The following is a 16,911-nucleotide window of genomic DNA, read 5'->3' on the forward strand; positions in this document are numbered from 1 at the left end:
AATATAGGAATTTATTAGTAAGGAAGTGTATTACAAAGCTGGGAAAGTAATTTAAAATAAAAGTTTGCTTTGATAGGGGGAATTCTTTATGAGTAAAAGAATTAATAATCTAAGGACACTTCTAAAAGACAAAGGGCTAGATGGGATATTATTATATAAACCTGAAAATAGAAGATATGCATCAGGTTTTACAGGTAGTACTGGCTATGCATTAATTACTAAAAATGATGCTAAATTTATTACAGACTTTAGATATTTGGATCAGGCTTCTACTCAATGTAATGGATATGAGATAGTAGAAATTAATAATCAAAAAACAATTACAGATGTTTTAAATAGACTTGATCTAGGAAAGCTTGGAATTGAAGAGGACTTTATGACCTATGGACAATATAGTGATTTTTCAAACAGACTAGTCAAAACTGAATTAATTCCTTTAGAGGGTGCTCTTGTAGATTTAAGATCTGTAAAAACCTTAGATGAAGTTGAATACATAGAAAAAGCTGCTTCTATAGCAGATGAAGCTTTTAATCATATACTAAACTTTGTAAAACTAGGAATGACTGAATTAGATATTGCTTTAGAATTAGAATTTTTTATGAAAAAAAGAGGAGCTAATAAACTGAGTTTTGAATCTATTGTTGCATCAGGCAAAAGATCTTCTCTACCTCATGGTGTTGCTACTAGTAAAATCCTTGAAGCTGGAGACCTGATTACATTGGATTTTGGTTGTGTATATAATGGATATTGTTCTGACATGACTAGAACTTTTGTTTTAGGAAAAGCTAATAATAAACAAAAAGAAATTTATAATATCGTATTAGAAGCACAAAGAACATCATTAGAGGCAGTAAAGCCAGGTATAACTGGTGAGGAATTAGATGGTATTGCAAGAAAAATAATTAGTGACAAAGGGTATGGTCAGTATTTTGGACATGGCTTAGGCCATGGAGTTGGACTTGAAGTCCATGAACTACCTCATATAAATGTACGGGGTAAAGTACCAATGGAGCCAGGTATGATAATAACTATTGAACCGGGCATATATATTTCTGACTTTGGTGGTGTAAGAATTGAAGATTTAGTTTTAGTTACAGGTGATGGTTATAAAGTTCTATCAAAATCTACAAAAGACCTTATAGAACTTGAAATATAATATACAATTGACAAATTAATATGGAGGGATACTATGATTTCAGCAAGTGATTTTAGAAAAGGCGTAACTTTTGAGATGAATGGGGAACCTTATGTGGTTTTAGATTTTCAACACGTAAAGCCAGGTAAAGGAGCTGCCTTTGTTAGAACAAAATATAAAAATTTAAAAAATGGTGGTACTAGAGAAGAAGCATTTAACCCAAGTGATAAATTCCCAAGGGCTCATATAGAAACAAAAGAAATGCAATACTTATATAATGATGGTGAATTATATTACTTTATGGATAATGAAACTTTTGAGCAAAGCCCATTAACATATGAAGAAGTTGAAGATGCAATTAAATTTTTAAAAGAAAATGCAAATGCTACTATTAAGTTTTACCATGGAAAGCCATTCCAAGTAGATCCTCCAAACTTTGTTGAGCTACAAATAGTTGAAACAGAACCTGGAGTAAAGGGAGATACTGCAAGTAACGTAACAAAATCTGCCACAGTTGAAACTGGAGCTGTAATCCATGTGCCTTTATTTGTTAATGAAGGAGATACTGTTAGAATCGATACTCGAACTGGAGAGTATATGTCAAGAATATAGGGAAATAATACAAATGTTAAAATAAAAAAGGAGGTAACAAATATGGAATTTTTATACGAAAAAGTAGCTTATTTAAAAGGATTAGCTGATGGTCTTAACATCGAAGAAACAACTAAGGAAGGAAGACTTTTAGTTAGTATTATTGATGTTTTAGAAGATTTTGCTGATTCAATTGTAGAATTAAACGAGGATGCAGATGAAATGGCTGAATATATAGAAGCTATGGATGAAGACTTAACAAATATTGAAGAGGATTTATATGAAGATGATGAGGACGAAGACGATGATGACATCGATTTTGTTGAAGTAGAATGCCCTAATTGTCATGAAGAAGTATATATAGATGAGGACCTATTATATGAAGATGATATTGATGTGGTATGTCCAAGATGCAATGAAAAAGTAGAATTCGAAGAGGTAGACGGTTGCTGCTGTAACCATGATTTTGATGATTTTGACGATGAAGAATAGAAAATAATACTAAGTACTATAAAATCCAAGGATTAATCCTTGGATTTTATTTTTTTGTAAAATAAGCATAATTAGTCAAGTATGCAAATATTAATTATATATAAAAAGGAGGGACATGTTGTGGAAAAACGTATGAACTTAATAAACCAAAGTAAAGGTGAAGCATCTGTTGTTTCAAATCTAGAGTTTTATCTATGCCCAGATGTTAGAAAAATTATAAAAAAAATACCTGATGATTTTAAATTAATTTTAGAAGAAATACGATTAAGGGTTAACAAGCCTTTAATGGTATTTGGAGGACAGAAAGACTATTTTGTTGATTTGAATGGAAATCTTACATTAACTCCTAATAATAGTTATTACATAAATAGAGAAAACATTGAAAAAACATTACAGTTTGCCTCTGATTACTCTATATATTCAGTTGAAGATGAGCTGAAGAACGGATATATAACTATACAGGGTGGACATAGAATTGGAATAGTAGGGAAAGTATTAATGGATAGTAAAGGCATAAGAACGCTGAAAAATTTTAGTGGTTTAAATATTAGAATATCTAGAGAGAAGTTAGGTGTGGCAGCTACTGTATTGCCTCATATCATTACTTCTAATGGAGAATTTTTAAATACATTAATTGTTTCGCCACCGCAATGTGGAAAGACGACATTACTAAGAGATATTATCCGCATGATAAGTCAAGGGGTACCACATATGAATTTTAGAGGTATAAAGGTTGGTGTAGTTGATGAAAGATCAGAAATAGGGGCTTGCTTTCAAGGCGTCCCACAAAATGATTTAGGACCTAGAACAGATATACTAGACTCTTGTCCAAAGGCTGAAGGGATGATGATGTTAATTAGAGCTATGTCCCCACAAGTAATTGCTACAGACGAAATTGGTAGGGAAGAGGATAGTATATCTATAGAAGAGGCTATGATGGCGGGAATAAAGTTAATTACTACAGTACACGGAAGATCATTGGAAAATATATTAAATAAAAAGATTGTTGGTAAATTAGTTAAGGATGGAGTATTTGAAAGGATAGTATTTTTATCAAATAGCAATGGAGTAGGTACTGTAGATAGTATTGTTGACGGATTTAATCTAACCTATCTATACCAAAATACAAAGCAGAATAGGTTGTGTATTTAGCATGTTACTAAAGGTGGTATATTCTATTGTTATTGTCTGCTGTAGTTCATTACTAGGCTTTATTTTTGCCAATACATATATAGAAAGAACAAAGCTTCTTAATAGTCTTTTATCTACAATACAAATGCTAGAAACAGAAATAGTATATGGTGCAACACCAATACCTATTCTTTTAGAAAAGGTAGGAAATAAAAGCAGAAAAGAAATAGGGAGTATTTTTTTTACCGCCGCTGATTTATTAAGTAAAAAGCAAGGGCAAACATTTGAAGAAATCTGGCATATCTCAGTAAGTAAGGAGACGGAAGGTACTTGCTTTAATAAGGATGATATAGAAATATTATTATCTCTTGGTAAAAATCTAGGAATATCTAATTGTGAGGATCAGACGAAGCATATTCGCCTAGTACAAGAAGATTTAAAAAGGCACTATGAGCTTTCGATATTGGAGCAAGGTAGAAATGTTAAATTATTTAAAAATTTAGGGTTCTTATTAGGATTATCAATAATAATAATACTATATTAAAACAGCTCAAAGCTAGGGGGTTAAATTATGATTATGAATGTTGACGTCATATTTAAAATAGCTGCAATTGGAATAGTAATTACTGTACTTAATCAAGTATTAATTAAAGCTGGTAGAGAAGAACAGGCTACTTTTATAACTTTAGTTGGTGTTGTTGTAGTGCTTACTATGGTTATTAACTTAGTAACAAATCTATTTGATACAGTTAGAACAATGTTTCAGTTATATTAAGGATGTGATGAAATGGAGATCTTTCAAATAGTTGCTATTGGTTTGGTCGCTACTATATTATCTGTATTAATAAAAAATGAAAAGCCAGAAATTGGATTGTATATTAGCCTCGTAGCAGGTGTAATTATATTTTTATTTATAGCGACTAGGCTTCAATCGGTTATTGAAATACTTAGTCAGTTAGCAAATAAAATAAATATTGATTCTATTTATTTATCTACAATTTTAAAAATAGTTGGTATAGCATACATAGCAGAGTTTGGGGCCCAAATTTGCAAGGATGCAGGTGAAGGAGTAATGGCATCTAAAATTGAATTTGCAGGAAAGATTCTTATTATGGTAATGGCAGTACCGATTCTAGTCTCTTTAATGGATTTGATTATCAATATGGTACCTTAGGATGTGAAAAAATGAAAAAAATTAAAAATATCTTAGTTTTAACTATGATATTACTTATTGCTTTTGCTGGGGTGTCTTGGGCTAATGAAGATGCTGTTACCCCGGAAAGTATAATTGCCGATCAACTAGACAAGCTTAACATTAATGATTTACAGCAAATAATTGATTCTATGAATGATGATTTAGAAGAATATATCCCTAAAATTGAAATAAAGCCTGTTATAACTAAAATACTTAAGGGAGAAGGTATTATATCGTTGCAAGATATAATAAATGGAACTATAAAATATTTTTTTAAGGAGGTTGTAGCTAACTGGAAAATATTAGGACAGATAATAGTTTTATCCGCTATATATGCTATATTAAGTAATCTGCAGAGTGCATTTGAAAATGATGCTGTAGGGAAATTAGCATATACTGTATGTTATTTAGTTATTATTACGATTACTATTAAAAGTTTTATGATAGCTATCAACTTAGGTAAAGAAACTATCGATACAATGGTTACGTTTATGCAGGCACTACTACCAATTTTACTTGCAATATTAATTGCAATGGGAGGACTAAAAACTTCGGCTTTTTTTCATCCAGTTTTACTAGGATCAATTGGTTTTATAGGAACAATAATAAAATCTGTAGTATTACCATTAATACTATTTTCTGCAGTTTTAGCGATAGTCAACAATCTTTCGTCTAAAGTGCAAGTAACAAAACTGGCTAGCTTATTAAAGCAATCGGCAGTAGTTATATTAGGTTTTGTTTTAACCGCGTTTATTGGAATAATATCTATACAGGGAATAACGGCATCAACTGTAGATGGTATTACAATAAGGACGGCTAAATTTGCAGTAGATAAGTTTATACCTATTGTAGGAGGATTTTTATCTGATGCTATGGACACAGTAATTGGATATTCACTGCTACTTAAAAATAGTATTGGTGTAATAGGTTTGATTGCGATTTTTATTATTTGCTTAATCCCTATGGTTAAAATCATTGCATTGATAACTATATATAAAATATGCTCTGCTATTGTAGAGCCAATTTCACAAAGCCAGCTGGCAGATTGTTTAAATCATATGAGTAACTCATTAGTCCTAATATTTGCAACAGTATCTTCAGTAGCAATTATGTTTTTTATCACGATAACTATTATAGTTGGCGCAGGTAATATTACAGTAATGATGAGGTAGGTGATATAGTGGAACTTCTGAGAGAGTGGATTATTACAATAATATCAGTCATTATATTTGTAGCATTTGTAGAAATATTGATACCTAATTCAAATCATAAAAGGTATATAAATGTGGTGGTTGGATTCTTGCTTATGATAGTTATATTAAATCCAATAACAAATCTTATAGGTGGTGAAATTGATTTTCAGGAGGGAGTTATTAAGACATCTAATCAATTAGAGTTAGCAACAGCTAAAAATCGAATAAATAACATTCAAACTAGTAATAACGAAGCTGTTGTTAAATTATACAAAAATGAAATTAGCAAGCAACTCAAAAGTCGTATTGAAGAAAACACAGAATATATTGTTAAAGAGATACTAGTCGAAATCGAAGATGACAGTAAAAGTTCCAACTTTGGTTTAATTGATAGTTTTAGCATTACATTAAAGGAAACTAATAAATACAAAGAGCCTCCAAAGACGAAAATTGAGCCAGTACAAATAAATGTATCTTTAGGAAGAAAAAATAATAATACTGTAGAGGCTCATAGCATATTGATTAATAATGAGAGTGATCTACTAAAGGACGATATTAGTAATTTTTACAATGTATCAAAGGATAACATAAATATTTATGTACTTAAGAGTAATTAACTAAGTTAGGGGGAAGGACTATGAGGATAAAGGAAATTAAGGATCTATTAAAGGAATTAATATCAAAGAAACATGTAGCTAATATTATTGTAATTCTTGCAGTAGCCATAATTGCTTTAATATTTTCAAGTGATTTTCTAGTTAAAGATTCAAGTGCGAAAAACAATATTAAAGAAACTGTAGGAGACACATTTGTTAAACAAGAAGAAGTATTTAAAACAGAGGAAGAAATAGTAGAGGTGAGATTAAAGAAGATACTTGAGAGGATAAAAGGTTCTGGTGAGGTAGAGGTTATGGTTACATTTGAAATGGGTTCAGAAATTATTCCAGCATCTAATACTGTTGAAACTAAAGATACTACAGAAGAGAAGGATTCTAATGGTGGCATTAGGACCGTTACATCTCAAAATCTTACAGAAAATATTGTTACTACAAATGATAACACTGGGAATAAACCTCTAGTAATAAAAGAAATTAAACCTCGGGTAAAGGGTGTAATTGTTGTAGCCGAAGGAGCTGACGATATAGAAGTAAAAATGCAGTTATATGATGCGGTAAAAACTGTGCTGCAAGTCTCGGGGGATCGAGTTCAGGTTTATACTAGAAACTAAATAATAGTAATAAACATTGATTATAAATAAATTAATTCATAAAATATTTTTAGGGGGTAATTTATATGAAATTTTCAGTTAAAGCAAGAAAAAACTTTGTTATCTTCTCATTAGTGCTAATGTTAGGTGTCATAAGTTATGTTAATTATAGCTTAAATCAGCAAGCGCTTCTTGAAACTTCTAGCGAACTTGAGAAATATGAATTAGCAATGATGGAAGAACATGGTATATTAGATGACTTGTTAGATGAAGAAGCTGTGTTTAAAGAAAATGAAGAAGTGGAAGTTGCAGAGGAAGCTCCTCCTGTTGGAGATGAATTAGCAGTGGAAGATAAAGAAGAAATAGAGAAGATAGAGAAGAAAGAAATTACAAATGCAGTAATTGTTGACAGTGCAGATACTAATGAGCTAACAGAATTAGCGCAAGCTACCGATATCGAAATCTCTGAAACAGTGACAAGTAAAAAATTGATGAAAAGTAACACTTATTTTATTGAGAGTAAATTAGAAAGAGATAAGAAAAGAAGTGAAATGATTAGTAATCTAAATGATATTATAAATGGACAAAATACTAGTGAGGAGATAAGAGATCAAGCTGTAAGTATGAAGCTAAGTACAATTACAAGTACCGAGAAAGAAGTATTTATAGAAAATATGATTATGGCAAAGGGCTTTAATGATGTGATTGTATATTTAAGTGATCAGTCAATTAATATTGTTGTAAGTAGTGACAACTTAACAGAAAAGGATGTTGCCAAAATAGTTGATATAGTAAACAGAGAAACCGACATTGCAATGGATAATATTATTATTATGAGTAAGAAATAGAACTGTTTGTCAATGAAGGCTAGATTTGGTATAATGAATTTATCTTTGATGTATTGCTAATGCTCCTCTTTCAATCAACTGGAGGGCGAGCACTACATCCTCGAAATAACAATCGTCCGATGTTACGGCATCGGTTTATAAAATTGACATTCAGGGGGTGAAAGAATGGATACAATTGAAAATCTAGAGTATGGCGAAGTTAAGATTGTAGATGATGTTGTAGCAACAATTGCTGGATTGGCCGCTACTGAAGTTAAAGGAGTAGCTGGAATGAGTGGAGGATTTGTAGGAGATATTGCAGAAATTCTAGGAAAGAAAAGTCTTTCTAAAGGTGTAAAAGTAGAGGTAAAAGAGAAGGTCGCTAACATTGATCTATATATTATTGTTGAATATGGAACAAAAATTCCTGATGTAGCTTGGGAAATTCAAGAAAATGTAAAAAAAACTATAGAAACAATGACTGGCATAGAAGTTAATGAAGTAAATATACACGTACAAGGAGTAAATTTTACTAATGAAAGTGTAGAGCAAGAAGGACAATTACAACAGTCAAAATAACTATAAGCTAAACTAACCCTCTAAAAATAGAGGGTTAGTTTAGCTTACAATAGTGTTACTATACGGTAAAATGAAAATTAAAATTTAATTTTGTCTCCAAGGAGTTTAAAATTGCTAGTTACATAGAACAATATATAATATATAATAATGCCATATACTACGTAATATAATAGGAGGAAAAAAATGAGCAGAAAATTAGCTAGAGAACTTAGCATGAAAGTATTATTTGAGATGCATATAAATAATGACTTTGACTTGAAAAAGGCAGAGCATCATATTTTTGAGGGGAGTATTGAGGAAAAACAAAAGGATTATATATACGATGTATTAAATGAAGTTATTGTTAATCTAACTGATATAGATAGAGTTATAGAGGAGTATTCTAAGGGGTGGAAACTGAATCGTATTGCTAACGTTGATTTAGCAATCTTAAGATTAGCTTTTGCGGAAATCCTCTATATAGAGGATATTCCATACAGAGTATCTATTAATGAAGCTGTCGAATTAGCAAAATTATATGGTTCTGATGAAACACCATCTTTTATTAATGGTATTTTAGGTAAATATGTAGAAAAAGCAGGACTAAAAGAAGATGAGTAATGAAGCTATATTAGGCTTAGATACTTCTAATTATACTACTTCGATGACATTAATGACATTAGATGGTCAGGTAATATATGATGCTAGAAAATTACTACCTGTGGATAAAGGTAAAAAGGGTTTAAGACAATCGGATGCACTTTTTCATCATATTAAACATATACCTATTTTAGCTGATGAGATAACAAAAAGTAGCAAGACTTTTAGCATCGTTGCAATTAGTGCATCAACAAGACCTAGGCCGGTTGAGGATTCGTACATGCCAGTCTTTTTAGCATCAAAATCTTATGGTGAAACTATGAGCAAGCTATGGCATATTCCTTTTTTTGAATTTAGTCATCAAGAGGGACACATTGCGGCTGGATTATGGTCCGAACAATTAGATTTTAAGGAGGATTTTATAGCTCTTCATATATCAGGAGGTACCACAGAAATATTAAAGGTTAAACCACTTGATGTAGGGTATGAAATTAAAATAATTGGTGGAAGTAGCGATATAAGTGCAGGGCAGTTAATAGATCGGATTGGAACTAAGATGGGACTACCTTTTCCATCAGGATCTCACCTAGAAAAGATAAGTAAAAATATTAAAAGTGTAGATTTTAATGCGCCTTTTTCTGTAGCAAATAATACAGTTAGCTTTTCTGGTCCTGAAACGTATTTTTCAAGACTTATAAATGATGGTACTATAAAATATGATGAAATTTCCTATGCTACATTTGACTGTATAGCTAAGTCTCTTGTTTTATTAATTAAAGGGGTAATAAAACAATATAACCTTAAAAAAGTATTAATCGTAGGCGGCGTAGCCTCTAATGGTCAAATTCGTTCACATTTATCGGACAAACTTTCAAAGGAAAATATTAATATTTATTTTGCTAATTCTAAATATTGTACAGATAATGCTGTAGGAGTAGCGGCTCTTGGATTATTTCAATATTTAAAGCAAAATTATACAATTTAGAGGAGGTATATTTATAAGATGCAAATTAAAGCCCTCTCTATCTCTGAAGTTAATCAATATATTAAAAGAATTTTAGTTAGCGATCCGATTTTAGGTCATATTCATGTAAAAGGTGAAGTTTCAAACTATAAATTTCATAGTAGCGGCCATATGTATTTTACTTTAAAAGACCAAAATAGCAGAATTAATTGTGTTATGTTTAAATCTAATTGTGAAAAATTGAAGTTTCTTCCAAATGAGGGAATGAGCCTAATTTGCAAGGGATATGTATCTATATATGAAAGAGATGGACAGTATCAATTATATGTTACTGATATGGAACCTCTAGGTCTTGGTTCACTTCACCTGGCCTATCAACAATTGAAAGACAGATTAGATAAGGAAGGTATTTTTGATATTAAATATAAAAAACAACTTCCTTATATCCCTAGAAAAATTGCAATTATTACATCCCCCACTGGGGCGGCTATTAGAGATATTATTTCAGTCATATTCCGAAGATTCCCAAAGGTAGAGCTATATGTTTTTCCTGTTTTAGTACAGGGAGAAGCAGCATCAACATCTATTGCTAATGCTATAGACTTATGTAATAGATTTTCAGACATTGATATTGCTATTATTGGACGTGGTGGCGGTTCTATGGAAGAACTATGGGCATTTAATGAAGAAAAGGTAGCTAGAGCTATATTTAATAGTCATGTTCCTATAGTGTCAGCTGTTGGTCATGAAACAGATTTTACAATTGCAGATTTTGTTGCTGATTTAAGAGCACCTACTCCGTCTGCAGCTGCAGAGCTAGTTGTACCAGATATACTTAATATAAAAGACTATATGAACTCAGCTAAAAAAAGATTACTTTATTTTATGAACATTAAAATTAAGGAGTTAGAACAAAGATTATATTTAATTGAAAATAACTATTTCTTTAAGTATCCTTTAAATCAAATATATGATAAGCAACAATATATAGATGAATTATTACAGAGGCTCAATAAATATTTAAGGACTAAAATAGAATTTAATGAGAGACATTTAATGTACTTAGGTGAACGACTAAATGGACTAAGTCCTCTATCAGTATTTTCAAGGGGGTACTCAATAGTAAGGGATGAAAAAAATCAAATAATTAAATCTGTAGATCAAGTTAGAATGGATAGAATATTAAGTATTGATTTAATAGATGGTGAAATTAGCTGTAGAGTCATTAAATGTATAAAGGAGGAAAAGGCCTTTGTCAAATCTTAATTTTGAAGAAGCGCTAACTAAATTAGAGGAAGCTGTTAATAAGTTAGAGAAAGAGCAATTATCTTTAGATGATTCCTTAAAAATATTTGAGGAAGGAATAAATTTATATCGTTTATGTAGCAAAGAGCTTAATGAAGTTGAGAAAAAGATAAATACAATCGTAGAAGAAAATGGTGAGTTTAAAGAAGTGCCATTTGAATACGAGGAGGGTGAGTAAATGATTTTCAAGGATCAATTAAATAACTATATTGAGTTAATTAATGCCCAACTTTCTAGTTATCTTGACTATGAAAAGGGACATAACAATAAATTAATAGAATCTATGAAGTATAGTTTATTGGCAGGCGGTAAAAGATTAAGACCAATTCTTGCATTAGCTTCCTATGATTTGTTTGGAGAGGATATTCAAGAGGTTATGCCGTATGCATGTGCATTAGAAATGATACATACCTATTCTTTAATTCATGATGATTTGCCAGCTATGGATAATGATGACTATAGAAGGGGTAAATTAACTAATCATAAAATATATGGAGAAGGAATTGCAATCCTTGCTGGTGATGGTTTGCTAAACTACTCTTTTGAGATTATGTTAGATAATGCTCTAAAGCATAAAGATATGTATTCACATATTAGAAGTATTAAAGAAATTGCTAATAGTGCTGGAATTAATGGAATGATTGGTGGACAAATAGTTGACCTCGAAAGTGAAAATAAAGCTGTAAAACAAGAAACTCTTAACTACATACATATGAATAAAACTGCTGCACTGATTATTGCTCCTTTAAAAGTAGGAGCTATTATTGGCGGTGCTAGAGAGGAAGATATTAAATGTATGGAAGAAATAGGCTCAAATTTGGGACTAGCATTTCAAATCACGGATGACATACTAGATGTTATAGGCGATGAAAGCAAGCTAGGAAAAAGTATTGGGAGTGATATGGAAAAACACAAGTCTACATACGCATCTTTGTTTGGTATAGAATCTTCTATTGAGCGTGTAAAAGAGCTAACTGATAATGTAAACTCTCTACTTAAACCATATAGTGACAAGTCGAATTTTCTTTTAGAGCTGAGTAATTATCTAATGAAAAGAGAGTTCTAATTTAAGGAGGAACATCAGTGAATTTTGTTAAATTAATTGGTGAAAATAAGATTTTGTGGGTGGCGTTTTTATCTTGGTTTATAGCGCAGGCAATAAAGGTAGTTCATACATTTATTAAAAGCAGACGAATCGATTTTACCAGGTTTGTGGGTTCTGGAGGGATGCCAAGTTCTCATGCTTCATTCGTAATGGGACTTACAACAGCTGTAGGACTGACACATGGATGGGATTCCGCCTATTTTGCTATTTGCTTATGTTTTTCACTTGTAATTATGTATGATGCCGCAGGTGTAAGAAGAGCAGTAGGCAAACAGGCAATTATATTAAATAAAATGATTGAAGATATGCATCATAAAAAGGAGAAAAGATTGACTGAAAAGAGACTAAAGGAGTTAATTGGTCATACACCAGTAGAAGTGTTTGCAGGTGCTATTTTAGGTATATTATTGGCTAATTTAATGATTTGATTACAATAAGTTTCTATGCTATAATGTTCTATGATTAATTTGTAGTGATGCAGTATTCTAGTCAATTAAATTAACCTCGAAGGCGGGGCTAAAAATCCGTTGAAGGGCATATCGATGAAGTTCCTAGTTTCGGCCGCTGACGCCCAGTTGGGGGTCGGTTCTGGGAGTAAGAGGTGGGGGCGATCCGCAATGGCATGCGGGCGTTGACCCTTGCCTCGTGGAGACCGACTTCAGTTATGTGAAGAGGGGGAACCTGCAATTTTGTATGAAAGTGCGATTGAGCAGTGTAGCCTGCCTTGAGTGATATAGGCAGATAAGTAGATCAGTTTCCAGAAGCCAGGGCCCGGTGAAAGGATCCATCGCTACTTGAAACCTATGTTGCAAAAGAGGCTAAGGGTTAATTTAATTGTTGAGGAAAACTCCTAGACTGTTCATATTGAGGTATATTAAGGATTACAGTGCGGACTAAGTGGCAATCCAGTCTTACTATTGGTGACAAAGTAGATATCGGTTTAAAGGGAAACCGCTGCAATGGTGACAGGCAGTACTGATTTGGGAAATCCAACTGGACCTAAGCCGTAAAATTTACTTACTATACTATCACTGCTTATGGAGCTGGTAGCATATGCTATCAGCTTTATATTTATATAATGTAATGTTATATATAAAACATGGAGGGATAATTTTGTTCAAATGGAATAAAAACGCCAAAGTATCTAGTGGTGAATTAACAAATCTATGGAAAAAATATAATTTTAGATGGGTTATTACGATTACTATTTGGACATTTTTTCTAGCAATGGGAATTAGTGTTTTCTCTGAAGCAGTTTTAAGTAATGCTGAAGTTTATTTTGCTTTTATTATACTTTTAATTATTATTTCTATTGGAGTATTTACCGATATTATAGGAATTTCGGTAACATCTGCATCTGAAAAACCTTTTCATGCTATGGCAGCAAATAAGGTAGAAGGAGCAAAGTTTGCTATTAAGCTTTTAAAGAATGCAGGTCCAGTATCAAATTTTTGCAATGATGTTATTGGGGATATTTGTGGTATTTTAAGTGGTGTAGCAGGAGCAAGTATCATTATAAACTTGAAAACTCTACCTTTATCTATGTCTCGACCTTTATTAACTACTATTTTAAGTGGTCTAGTCGCAGCCCTCACTGTTGGTGGTAAGGCTATTGGAAAAGGTATTGCTATAAATAATGCTCATATTATTGTTTTTAATACAGCTCGATTTTTAAATTTTATACACAAAAAAACCGGAATAGATATAATTCCTTCACCAAAAATAAAAGATAAAAGATAGGAAGGAGAGATTATAGAATGTATCAATATTTGTCTAAGGTTGATTCTACTGATGATTTAAAAAGACTAAATAGTAGAGAGATACAAATACTGGCCGATGAAATTAGAAGTTTTTTGATAGATTCGGTTTCTAAAACAGGGGGACATTTAGCGTCTAACTTAGGTGTAGTAGAATTAACCTTGGCTTTACACACTGTATTTAATAGTCCCGATGATAAGATTATATGGGATGTTGGACATCAAGCATATGTTCATAAAATATTGACTGGAAGAAGAGAACAATTTTCTACCCTAAGACAATATAAAGGGTTGAGTGGTTTCCCAAAGCGATATGAAAGTGAACACGATCATTTTGATACAGGTCATAGTAGTACATCTATATCTGCGGCTATGGGGCTGGCTACTGCACGGGACTTAAATAACGATAATCATCATGTTATAGCAGTTATTGGTGATGGAGCAATGACAGGTGGTTTGGCTTTTGAGGCATTAAATCATATAGGTCAGAGTGAAAAAGATATTATCGTTGTTTTAAATGACAACGAGATGTCTATATCTCCAAATGTAGGTGGACTATCTAATTATTTAAATAAAATAAGAACTGCACCGATTTATTCCAGAGTTAAGGATGATGTAGAAAACATAATTAGTAATATTCCAGCAATAGGCAAAACAGTTATGAAAACTGCAGAAAAGGCAAAGGATAGTATAAAATACTTTTTTGTACCTGGAGTACTATTTGAGGAGTTAGGTTTCACCTATATAGGCCCTATTGATGGACATAATTATAATGCACTATATGAAGTAATGAATCGTACTAAAAACATTAAAGGACCAGTTTTATTGCATGTAATAACTAAAAAAGGTAAAGGATATTCTTTAGCTGAGAAGTCACCAGATAAATTCCATGGAGTAAATCCTTTTAAAGTAGAAACAGGAAAACCAGTTTACAATAAATCCACTTTATCTTATTCTGAGATTGCAGGGAAAACTTTGGTAGAATGTGCAGACAAGGATGAGAAAATCGTTGCTATTACTGCCGCTATGCCATCGGGAACTGGACTTAGTGATTTTGCTAATAAATATCCAAATAGGTTTTTTGATGTTGGAATTGCCGAGCAACATGCAGCTACGTTTGCGGCTGGAATGGCTGCTGGAGGATATAAGCCAGTTTTTGCTGTTTATTCGACTTTCCTTCAAAGAGCGTATGATCAAGTGATTCATGATGCTTGTATTCAAAACTTGCCTGTTACTTATTTGATTGATCGTGCTGGTTTAGTAGGGAATGATGGAGAAACACATCATGGGTCTTTGGATGTATCCTTCTTATCTTGTATTCCAAACTTAACTTTTTTAGCACCTAAAGATGGTCTGGAGTTGAGAGAGATGGTTAAATTTGCCATGGATCATAATGGGCCTATAGCGATTCGCTATCCTAGGGGAGCGGTTGAATTAGAAAATGAAGAATTGCTTAATCCTATACAAGTTGGTAAGGGAGAAGTTATTTATGAGAAAGGCTACGATGCTTTAATAATCGCCTTAGGAACTGTTAATCAAATGGCATTAGATATATGTAGAGAACTAGAAGCAAATAATATTTTTGCTACTTTAGTTAATCCTAGATTTATTAAGCCAATTGATAAGGAACTTATTACTAACCTAGCGAAAAAACATAAGCGAATTTATACTATTGAGGATAATGCAAAGATCGGAGGATTTGGAAGTCAAGTTCAAGCCTTGCTAAATGACTATAAAATATTAAAAGAGGTCAAAGTATTTGCCTTGCCTGATGAATTTATTGAACATGGTGATGTTGATATTTTATATAATAAATTGGGATTAAACTGTAATAGTATAATTAAGGAAATTAAAAGTGACTTTAACTATGATGCTCTTAGTAATGTTGCAATAACAAAATAATTAGGAGAAATGCTATGGATGATAAAGAAAGATTAGATGTTCTATTAGTTGAAAGAGGTTTTTTTGAAAGTAGAGAAAAAGCAAAAGGAGCTATAATGGCCGGGCTTGTTTTTATTGATAATCAGAAAGTTGATAAACCAGGTACAAAGGTTAGTAAAAGTGGAGATGTATTACTAAAAGGAAGCTCAATTCCTTATGTTAGTAGAGGTGGGCTGAAGTTAGAAAAAGCAATGAAGGAATTTAATATAGACTTAAACAACAAGACTTGTTTAGATATTGGTGCTTCAACAGGTGGATTTACTGATTGTATGCTTCAAAATGGGGCTTTAAAGGTATATTCTATTGATGTAGGTTATGGTCAACTAGACTGGAAATTAAGACAGGATCCACGGGTTGTTCCTATGGAAAGAACAAATATTAGGTATGTTACTTTGGATAATTTGGGGGATATGGCAGATTTTGCATCTATAGATGTTTCTTTTATTTCTTTAAGATTAGTATTACCTGTACTAAAACAACTTCTTAAAATAGATGGTGAAATAGTTGCTCTTGTTAAACCACAATTTGAGGCAGGTAGAGAAAATGTTGGTAAAAAAGGAGTGGTAAGAGATATATCGGTTCATAAGAGTGTAGCATTGAATGTTATTAAATTTGCTATGGAACTTGGACTTCAAATAATTGATTTTGCATATTCTCCTATTAAAGGTCCAGAAGGAAACATAGAATACTTATTATATATGAAAAATGTAGAATCTTGCAATATGTCTATAGATATGGATTATATAGAAAATATAATAGACCAATCACATCAGTGTTTATAATAAATGAATACATATAGAATAAAACTTGTTCATATTAGAGTATGCACTAATACTAAATGTTTTTTATTTAATTATTTATATTATTGAAGGATTGTTTCGTTTTACAGAGAATATTAAATATACAAATT

General features: G+C 31.9%; 21 protein-coding genes. All 21 read left to right on the forward strand.

What is annotated here, in order from left to right; all coding sequences use genetic code 11:
• The first annotated feature begins 88 nt into the window (after window positions 1-88).
• The gene (locus HYG84_RS12970) at window positions 89-1,156 is read left to right on the forward strand and encodes a M24 family metallopeptidase (protein ID WP_212377875.1); all 1,068 of its coding nucleotides are present in this window, start codon (window positions 89-91) and stop codon (window positions 1,154-1,156) included.
• Between the two features lie 33 nt (window positions 1,157-1,189).
• The gene (gene efp / locus HYG84_RS12975; RefSeq protein ID WP_212377878.1) at window positions 1,190-1,747 is read left to right on the forward strand and encodes an elongation factor P; all 558 of its coding nucleotides are present in this window, start codon (window positions 1,190-1,192) and stop codon (window positions 1,745-1,747) included.
• Window positions 1,748-1,789: 42 nt separating this feature from the next.
• Window positions 1,790-2,218: a CD1247 N-terminal domain-containing protein gene (locus HYG84_RS12980; RefSeq protein WP_212377880.1), complete on the forward strand. Its 429-nt coding sequence runs from the start codon at window positions 1,790-1,792 to the stop codon at window positions 2,216-2,218.
• Between the two features lie 120 nt (window positions 2,219-2,338).
• Window positions 2,339-3,370, forward strand: coding sequence for a stage III sporulation protein AA (spoIIIAA, locus tag HYG84_RS12985; RefSeq protein ID WP_249168627.1), 1,032 nt, complete (start codon window positions 2,339-2,341; stop codon window positions 3,368-3,370).
• A 1-nt stretch (window position 3,371) separates the two neighbouring features.
• Window positions 3,372-3,893: a stage III sporulation protein SpoIIIAB gene (spoIIIAB, locus tag HYG84_RS12990; protein ID WP_212377882.1), complete on the forward strand. Its 522-nt coding sequence runs from the start codon at window positions 3,372-3,374 to the stop codon at window positions 3,891-3,893.
• A gap of 27 nt (window positions 3,894-3,920) precedes the next feature.
• Window positions 3,921-4,124 (forward strand): stage III sporulation protein AC, encoded by a 204-nt coding sequence (spoIIIAC, locus tag HYG84_RS12995; RefSeq protein WP_330655467.1) that lies wholly within the window; start codon window positions 3,921-3,923, stop codon window positions 4,122-4,124.
• A 12-nt stretch (window positions 4,125-4,136) separates the two neighbouring features.
• Window positions 4,137-4,523 (forward strand): stage III sporulation protein AD, encoded by a 387-nt coding sequence (spoIIIAD, locus tag HYG84_RS13000; protein WP_212377884.1) that lies wholly within the window; start codon window positions 4,137-4,139, stop codon window positions 4,521-4,523.
• Window positions 4,524-4,534: 11 nt separating this feature from the next.
• Window positions 4,535-5,716 carry a stage III sporulation protein AE gene (gene spoIIIAE / locus HYG84_RS13005; RefSeq protein ID WP_212377886.1) on the forward strand — a complete coding sequence of 394 codons (1,182 nt, stop codon included), beginning with the start codon at window positions 4,535-4,537 and terminating at the stop codon, window positions 5,714-5,716.
• Between the two features lie 8 nt (window positions 5,717-5,724).
• Window positions 5,725-6,354, forward strand: a complete 630-nt coding sequence (gene spoIIIAF, locus HYG84_RS13010; RefSeq protein ID WP_212377888.1) for a stage III sporulation protein AF — start codon at window positions 5,725-5,727, stop codon at window positions 6,352-6,354.
• Between the two features lie 20 nt (window positions 6,355-6,374).
• On the forward strand, window positions 6,375-6,965 hold the full coding sequence (locus tag HYG84_RS13015) for a stage III sporulation protein AG (RefSeq protein WP_212377890.1): 591 nt from the start codon (window positions 6,375-6,377) through the stop codon (window positions 6,963-6,965).
• 65 nt (window positions 6,966-7,030) lie between these two features.
• Complete coding sequence (locus tag HYG84_RS13020; protein WP_212377892.1) at window positions 7,031-7,792, forward strand: SpoIIIAH-like family protein; 762 nt, start codon at window positions 7,031-7,033, stop codon at window positions 7,790-7,792.
• A 165-nt stretch (window positions 7,793-7,957) separates the two neighbouring features.
• On the forward strand, window positions 7,958-8,350 hold the full coding sequence (locus tag HYG84_RS13025) for an Asp23/Gls24 family envelope stress response protein (protein WP_212377894.1): 393 nt from the start codon (window positions 7,958-7,960) through the stop codon (window positions 8,348-8,350).
• A gap of 183 nt (window positions 8,351-8,533) precedes the next feature.
• Window positions 8,534-8,950 (forward strand): transcription antitermination factor NusB, encoded by a 417-nt coding sequence (gene nusB, locus HYG84_RS13030; protein ID WP_212377895.1) that lies wholly within the window; start codon window positions 8,534-8,536, stop codon window positions 8,948-8,950.
• Window positions 8,943-9,914, forward strand: a complete 972-nt coding sequence (locus tag HYG84_RS13035) for a Kae1-like domain-containing protein (protein WP_212377897.1) — start codon at window positions 8,943-8,945, stop codon at window positions 9,912-9,914. The genes nusB and HYG84_RS13035 overlap by 8 nt, the downstream gene beginning before the upstream one ends.
• Window positions 9,915-9,932: 18 nt before the next feature.
• Window positions 9,933-11,159 carry an exodeoxyribonuclease VII large subunit gene (gene xseA, locus HYG84_RS13040; RefSeq protein ID WP_212377899.1) on the forward strand — a complete coding sequence of 409 codons (1,227 nt, stop codon included), beginning with the start codon at window positions 9,933-9,935 and terminating at the stop codon, window positions 11,157-11,159.
• Window positions 11,146-11,376: an exodeoxyribonuclease VII small subunit gene (locus HYG84_RS13045; protein WP_212377900.1), complete on the forward strand. Its 231-nt coding sequence runs from the start codon at window positions 11,146-11,148 to the stop codon at window positions 11,374-11,376. Before xseA ends, HYG84_RS13045 begins: the two co-directional genes overlap by 14 nt.
• Complete coding sequence (locus tag HYG84_RS13050; RefSeq protein ID WP_212377902.1) at window positions 11,377-12,264, forward strand: polyprenyl synthetase family protein; 888 nt, start codon at window positions 11,377-11,379, stop codon at window positions 12,262-12,264.
• 17 nt (window positions 12,265-12,281) lie between these two features.
• Complete coding sequence (locus HYG84_RS13055) at window positions 12,282-12,731, forward strand: divergent PAP2 family protein (RefSeq protein WP_212377904.1); 450 nt, start codon at window positions 12,282-12,284, stop codon at window positions 12,729-12,731.
• A gap of 685 nt (window positions 12,732-13,416) precedes the next feature.
• On the forward strand, window positions 13,417-14,043 hold the full coding sequence (locus HYG84_RS13060; protein WP_212377906.1) for a hypothetical protein: 627 nt from the start codon (window positions 13,417-13,419) through the stop codon (window positions 14,041-14,043).
• Between the two features lie 17 nt (window positions 14,044-14,060).
• Window positions 14,061-15,962, forward strand: coding sequence for a 1-deoxy-D-xylulose-5-phosphate synthase (gene dxs / locus HYG84_RS13065; RefSeq protein WP_212377908.1), 1,902 nt, complete (start codon window positions 14,061-14,063; stop codon window positions 15,960-15,962).
• A gap of 14 nt (window positions 15,963-15,976) precedes the next feature.
• Complete coding sequence (locus HYG84_RS13070; RefSeq protein WP_212377910.1) at window positions 15,977-16,783, forward strand: TlyA family RNA methyltransferase; 807 nt, start codon at window positions 15,977-15,979, stop codon at window positions 16,781-16,783.
• The last annotated feature ends 128 nt before the right edge of the window (window positions 16,784-16,911 follow it).

Source organism: Alkaliphilus sp. B6464 (genome assembly GCF_018141165.1).
Taxonomy (GTDB): domain Bacteria; phylum Bacillota; class Clostridia; order Peptostreptococcales; family Natronincolaceae; genus Alkaliphilus_B.

Bases quoted from the DNA above. Each gene is read 5' to 3' on its own strand.
- HYG84_RS12970 (WP_212377875.1), top strand. From the start codon at position 89: ATGAGTAAAAGAATTAATAATCTAAGGACACTTCTAAAAGACAAAGGG.
- efp (WP_212377878.1), top strand. From the start codon at position 1,190: ATGATTTCAGCAAGTGATTTTAGAAAAGGCGTAACTTTTGAGATGAAT.
- HYG84_RS12980 (WP_212377880.1), top strand. From the start codon at position 1,790: ATGGAATTTTTATACGAAAAAGTAGCTTATTTAAAAGGATTAGCTGAT.
- spoIIIAB (WP_212377882.1), top strand. From the start codon at position 3,372: ATGTTACTAAAGGTGGTATATTCTATTGTTATTGTCTGCTGTAGTTCA.
- spoIIIAC (WP_330655467.1), top strand. From the start codon at position 3,921: ATGATTATGAATGTTGACGTCATATTTAAAATAGCTGCAATTGGAATA.
- spoIIIAD (WP_212377884.1), top strand. From the start codon at position 4,137: ATGGAGATCTTTCAAATAGTTGCTATTGGTTTGGTCGCTACTATATTA.
- spoIIIAE (WP_212377886.1), top strand. From the start codon at position 4,535: ATGAAAAAAATTAAAAATATCTTAGTTTTAACTATGATATTACTTATT.
- HYG84_RS13015 (WP_212377890.1), top strand. From the start codon at position 6,375: ATGAGGATAAAGGAAATTAAGGATCTATTAAAGGAATTAATATCAAAG.
- HYG84_RS13020 (WP_212377892.1), top strand. From the start codon at position 7,031: ATGAAATTTTCAGTTAAAGCAAGAAAAAACTTTGTTATCTTCTCATTA.
- HYG84_RS13025 (WP_212377894.1), top strand. From the start codon at position 7,958: ATGGATACAATTGAAAATCTAGAGTATGGCGAAGTTAAGATTGTAGAT.
- nusB (WP_212377895.1), top strand. From the start codon at position 8,534: ATGAGCAGAAAATTAGCTAGAGAACTTAGCATGAAAGTATTATTTGAG.
- HYG84_RS13035 (WP_212377897.1), top strand. From the start codon at position 8,943: ATGAGTAATGAAGCTATATTAGGCTTAGATACTTCTAATTATACTACT.
- xseA (WP_212377899.1), top strand. From the start codon at position 9,933: ATGCAAATTAAAGCCCTCTCTATCTCTGAAGTTAATCAATATATTAAA.
- HYG84_RS13050 (WP_212377902.1), top strand. From the start codon at position 11,377: ATGATTTTCAAGGATCAATTAAATAACTATATTGAGTTAATTAATGCC.
- dxs (WP_212377908.1), top strand. From the start codon at position 14,061: ATGTATCAATATTTGTCTAAGGTTGATTCTACTGATGATTTAAAAAGA.
- HYG84_RS13070 (WP_212377910.1), top strand. From the start codon at position 15,977: ATGGATGATAAAGAAAGATTAGATGTTCTATTAGTTGAAAGAGGTTTT.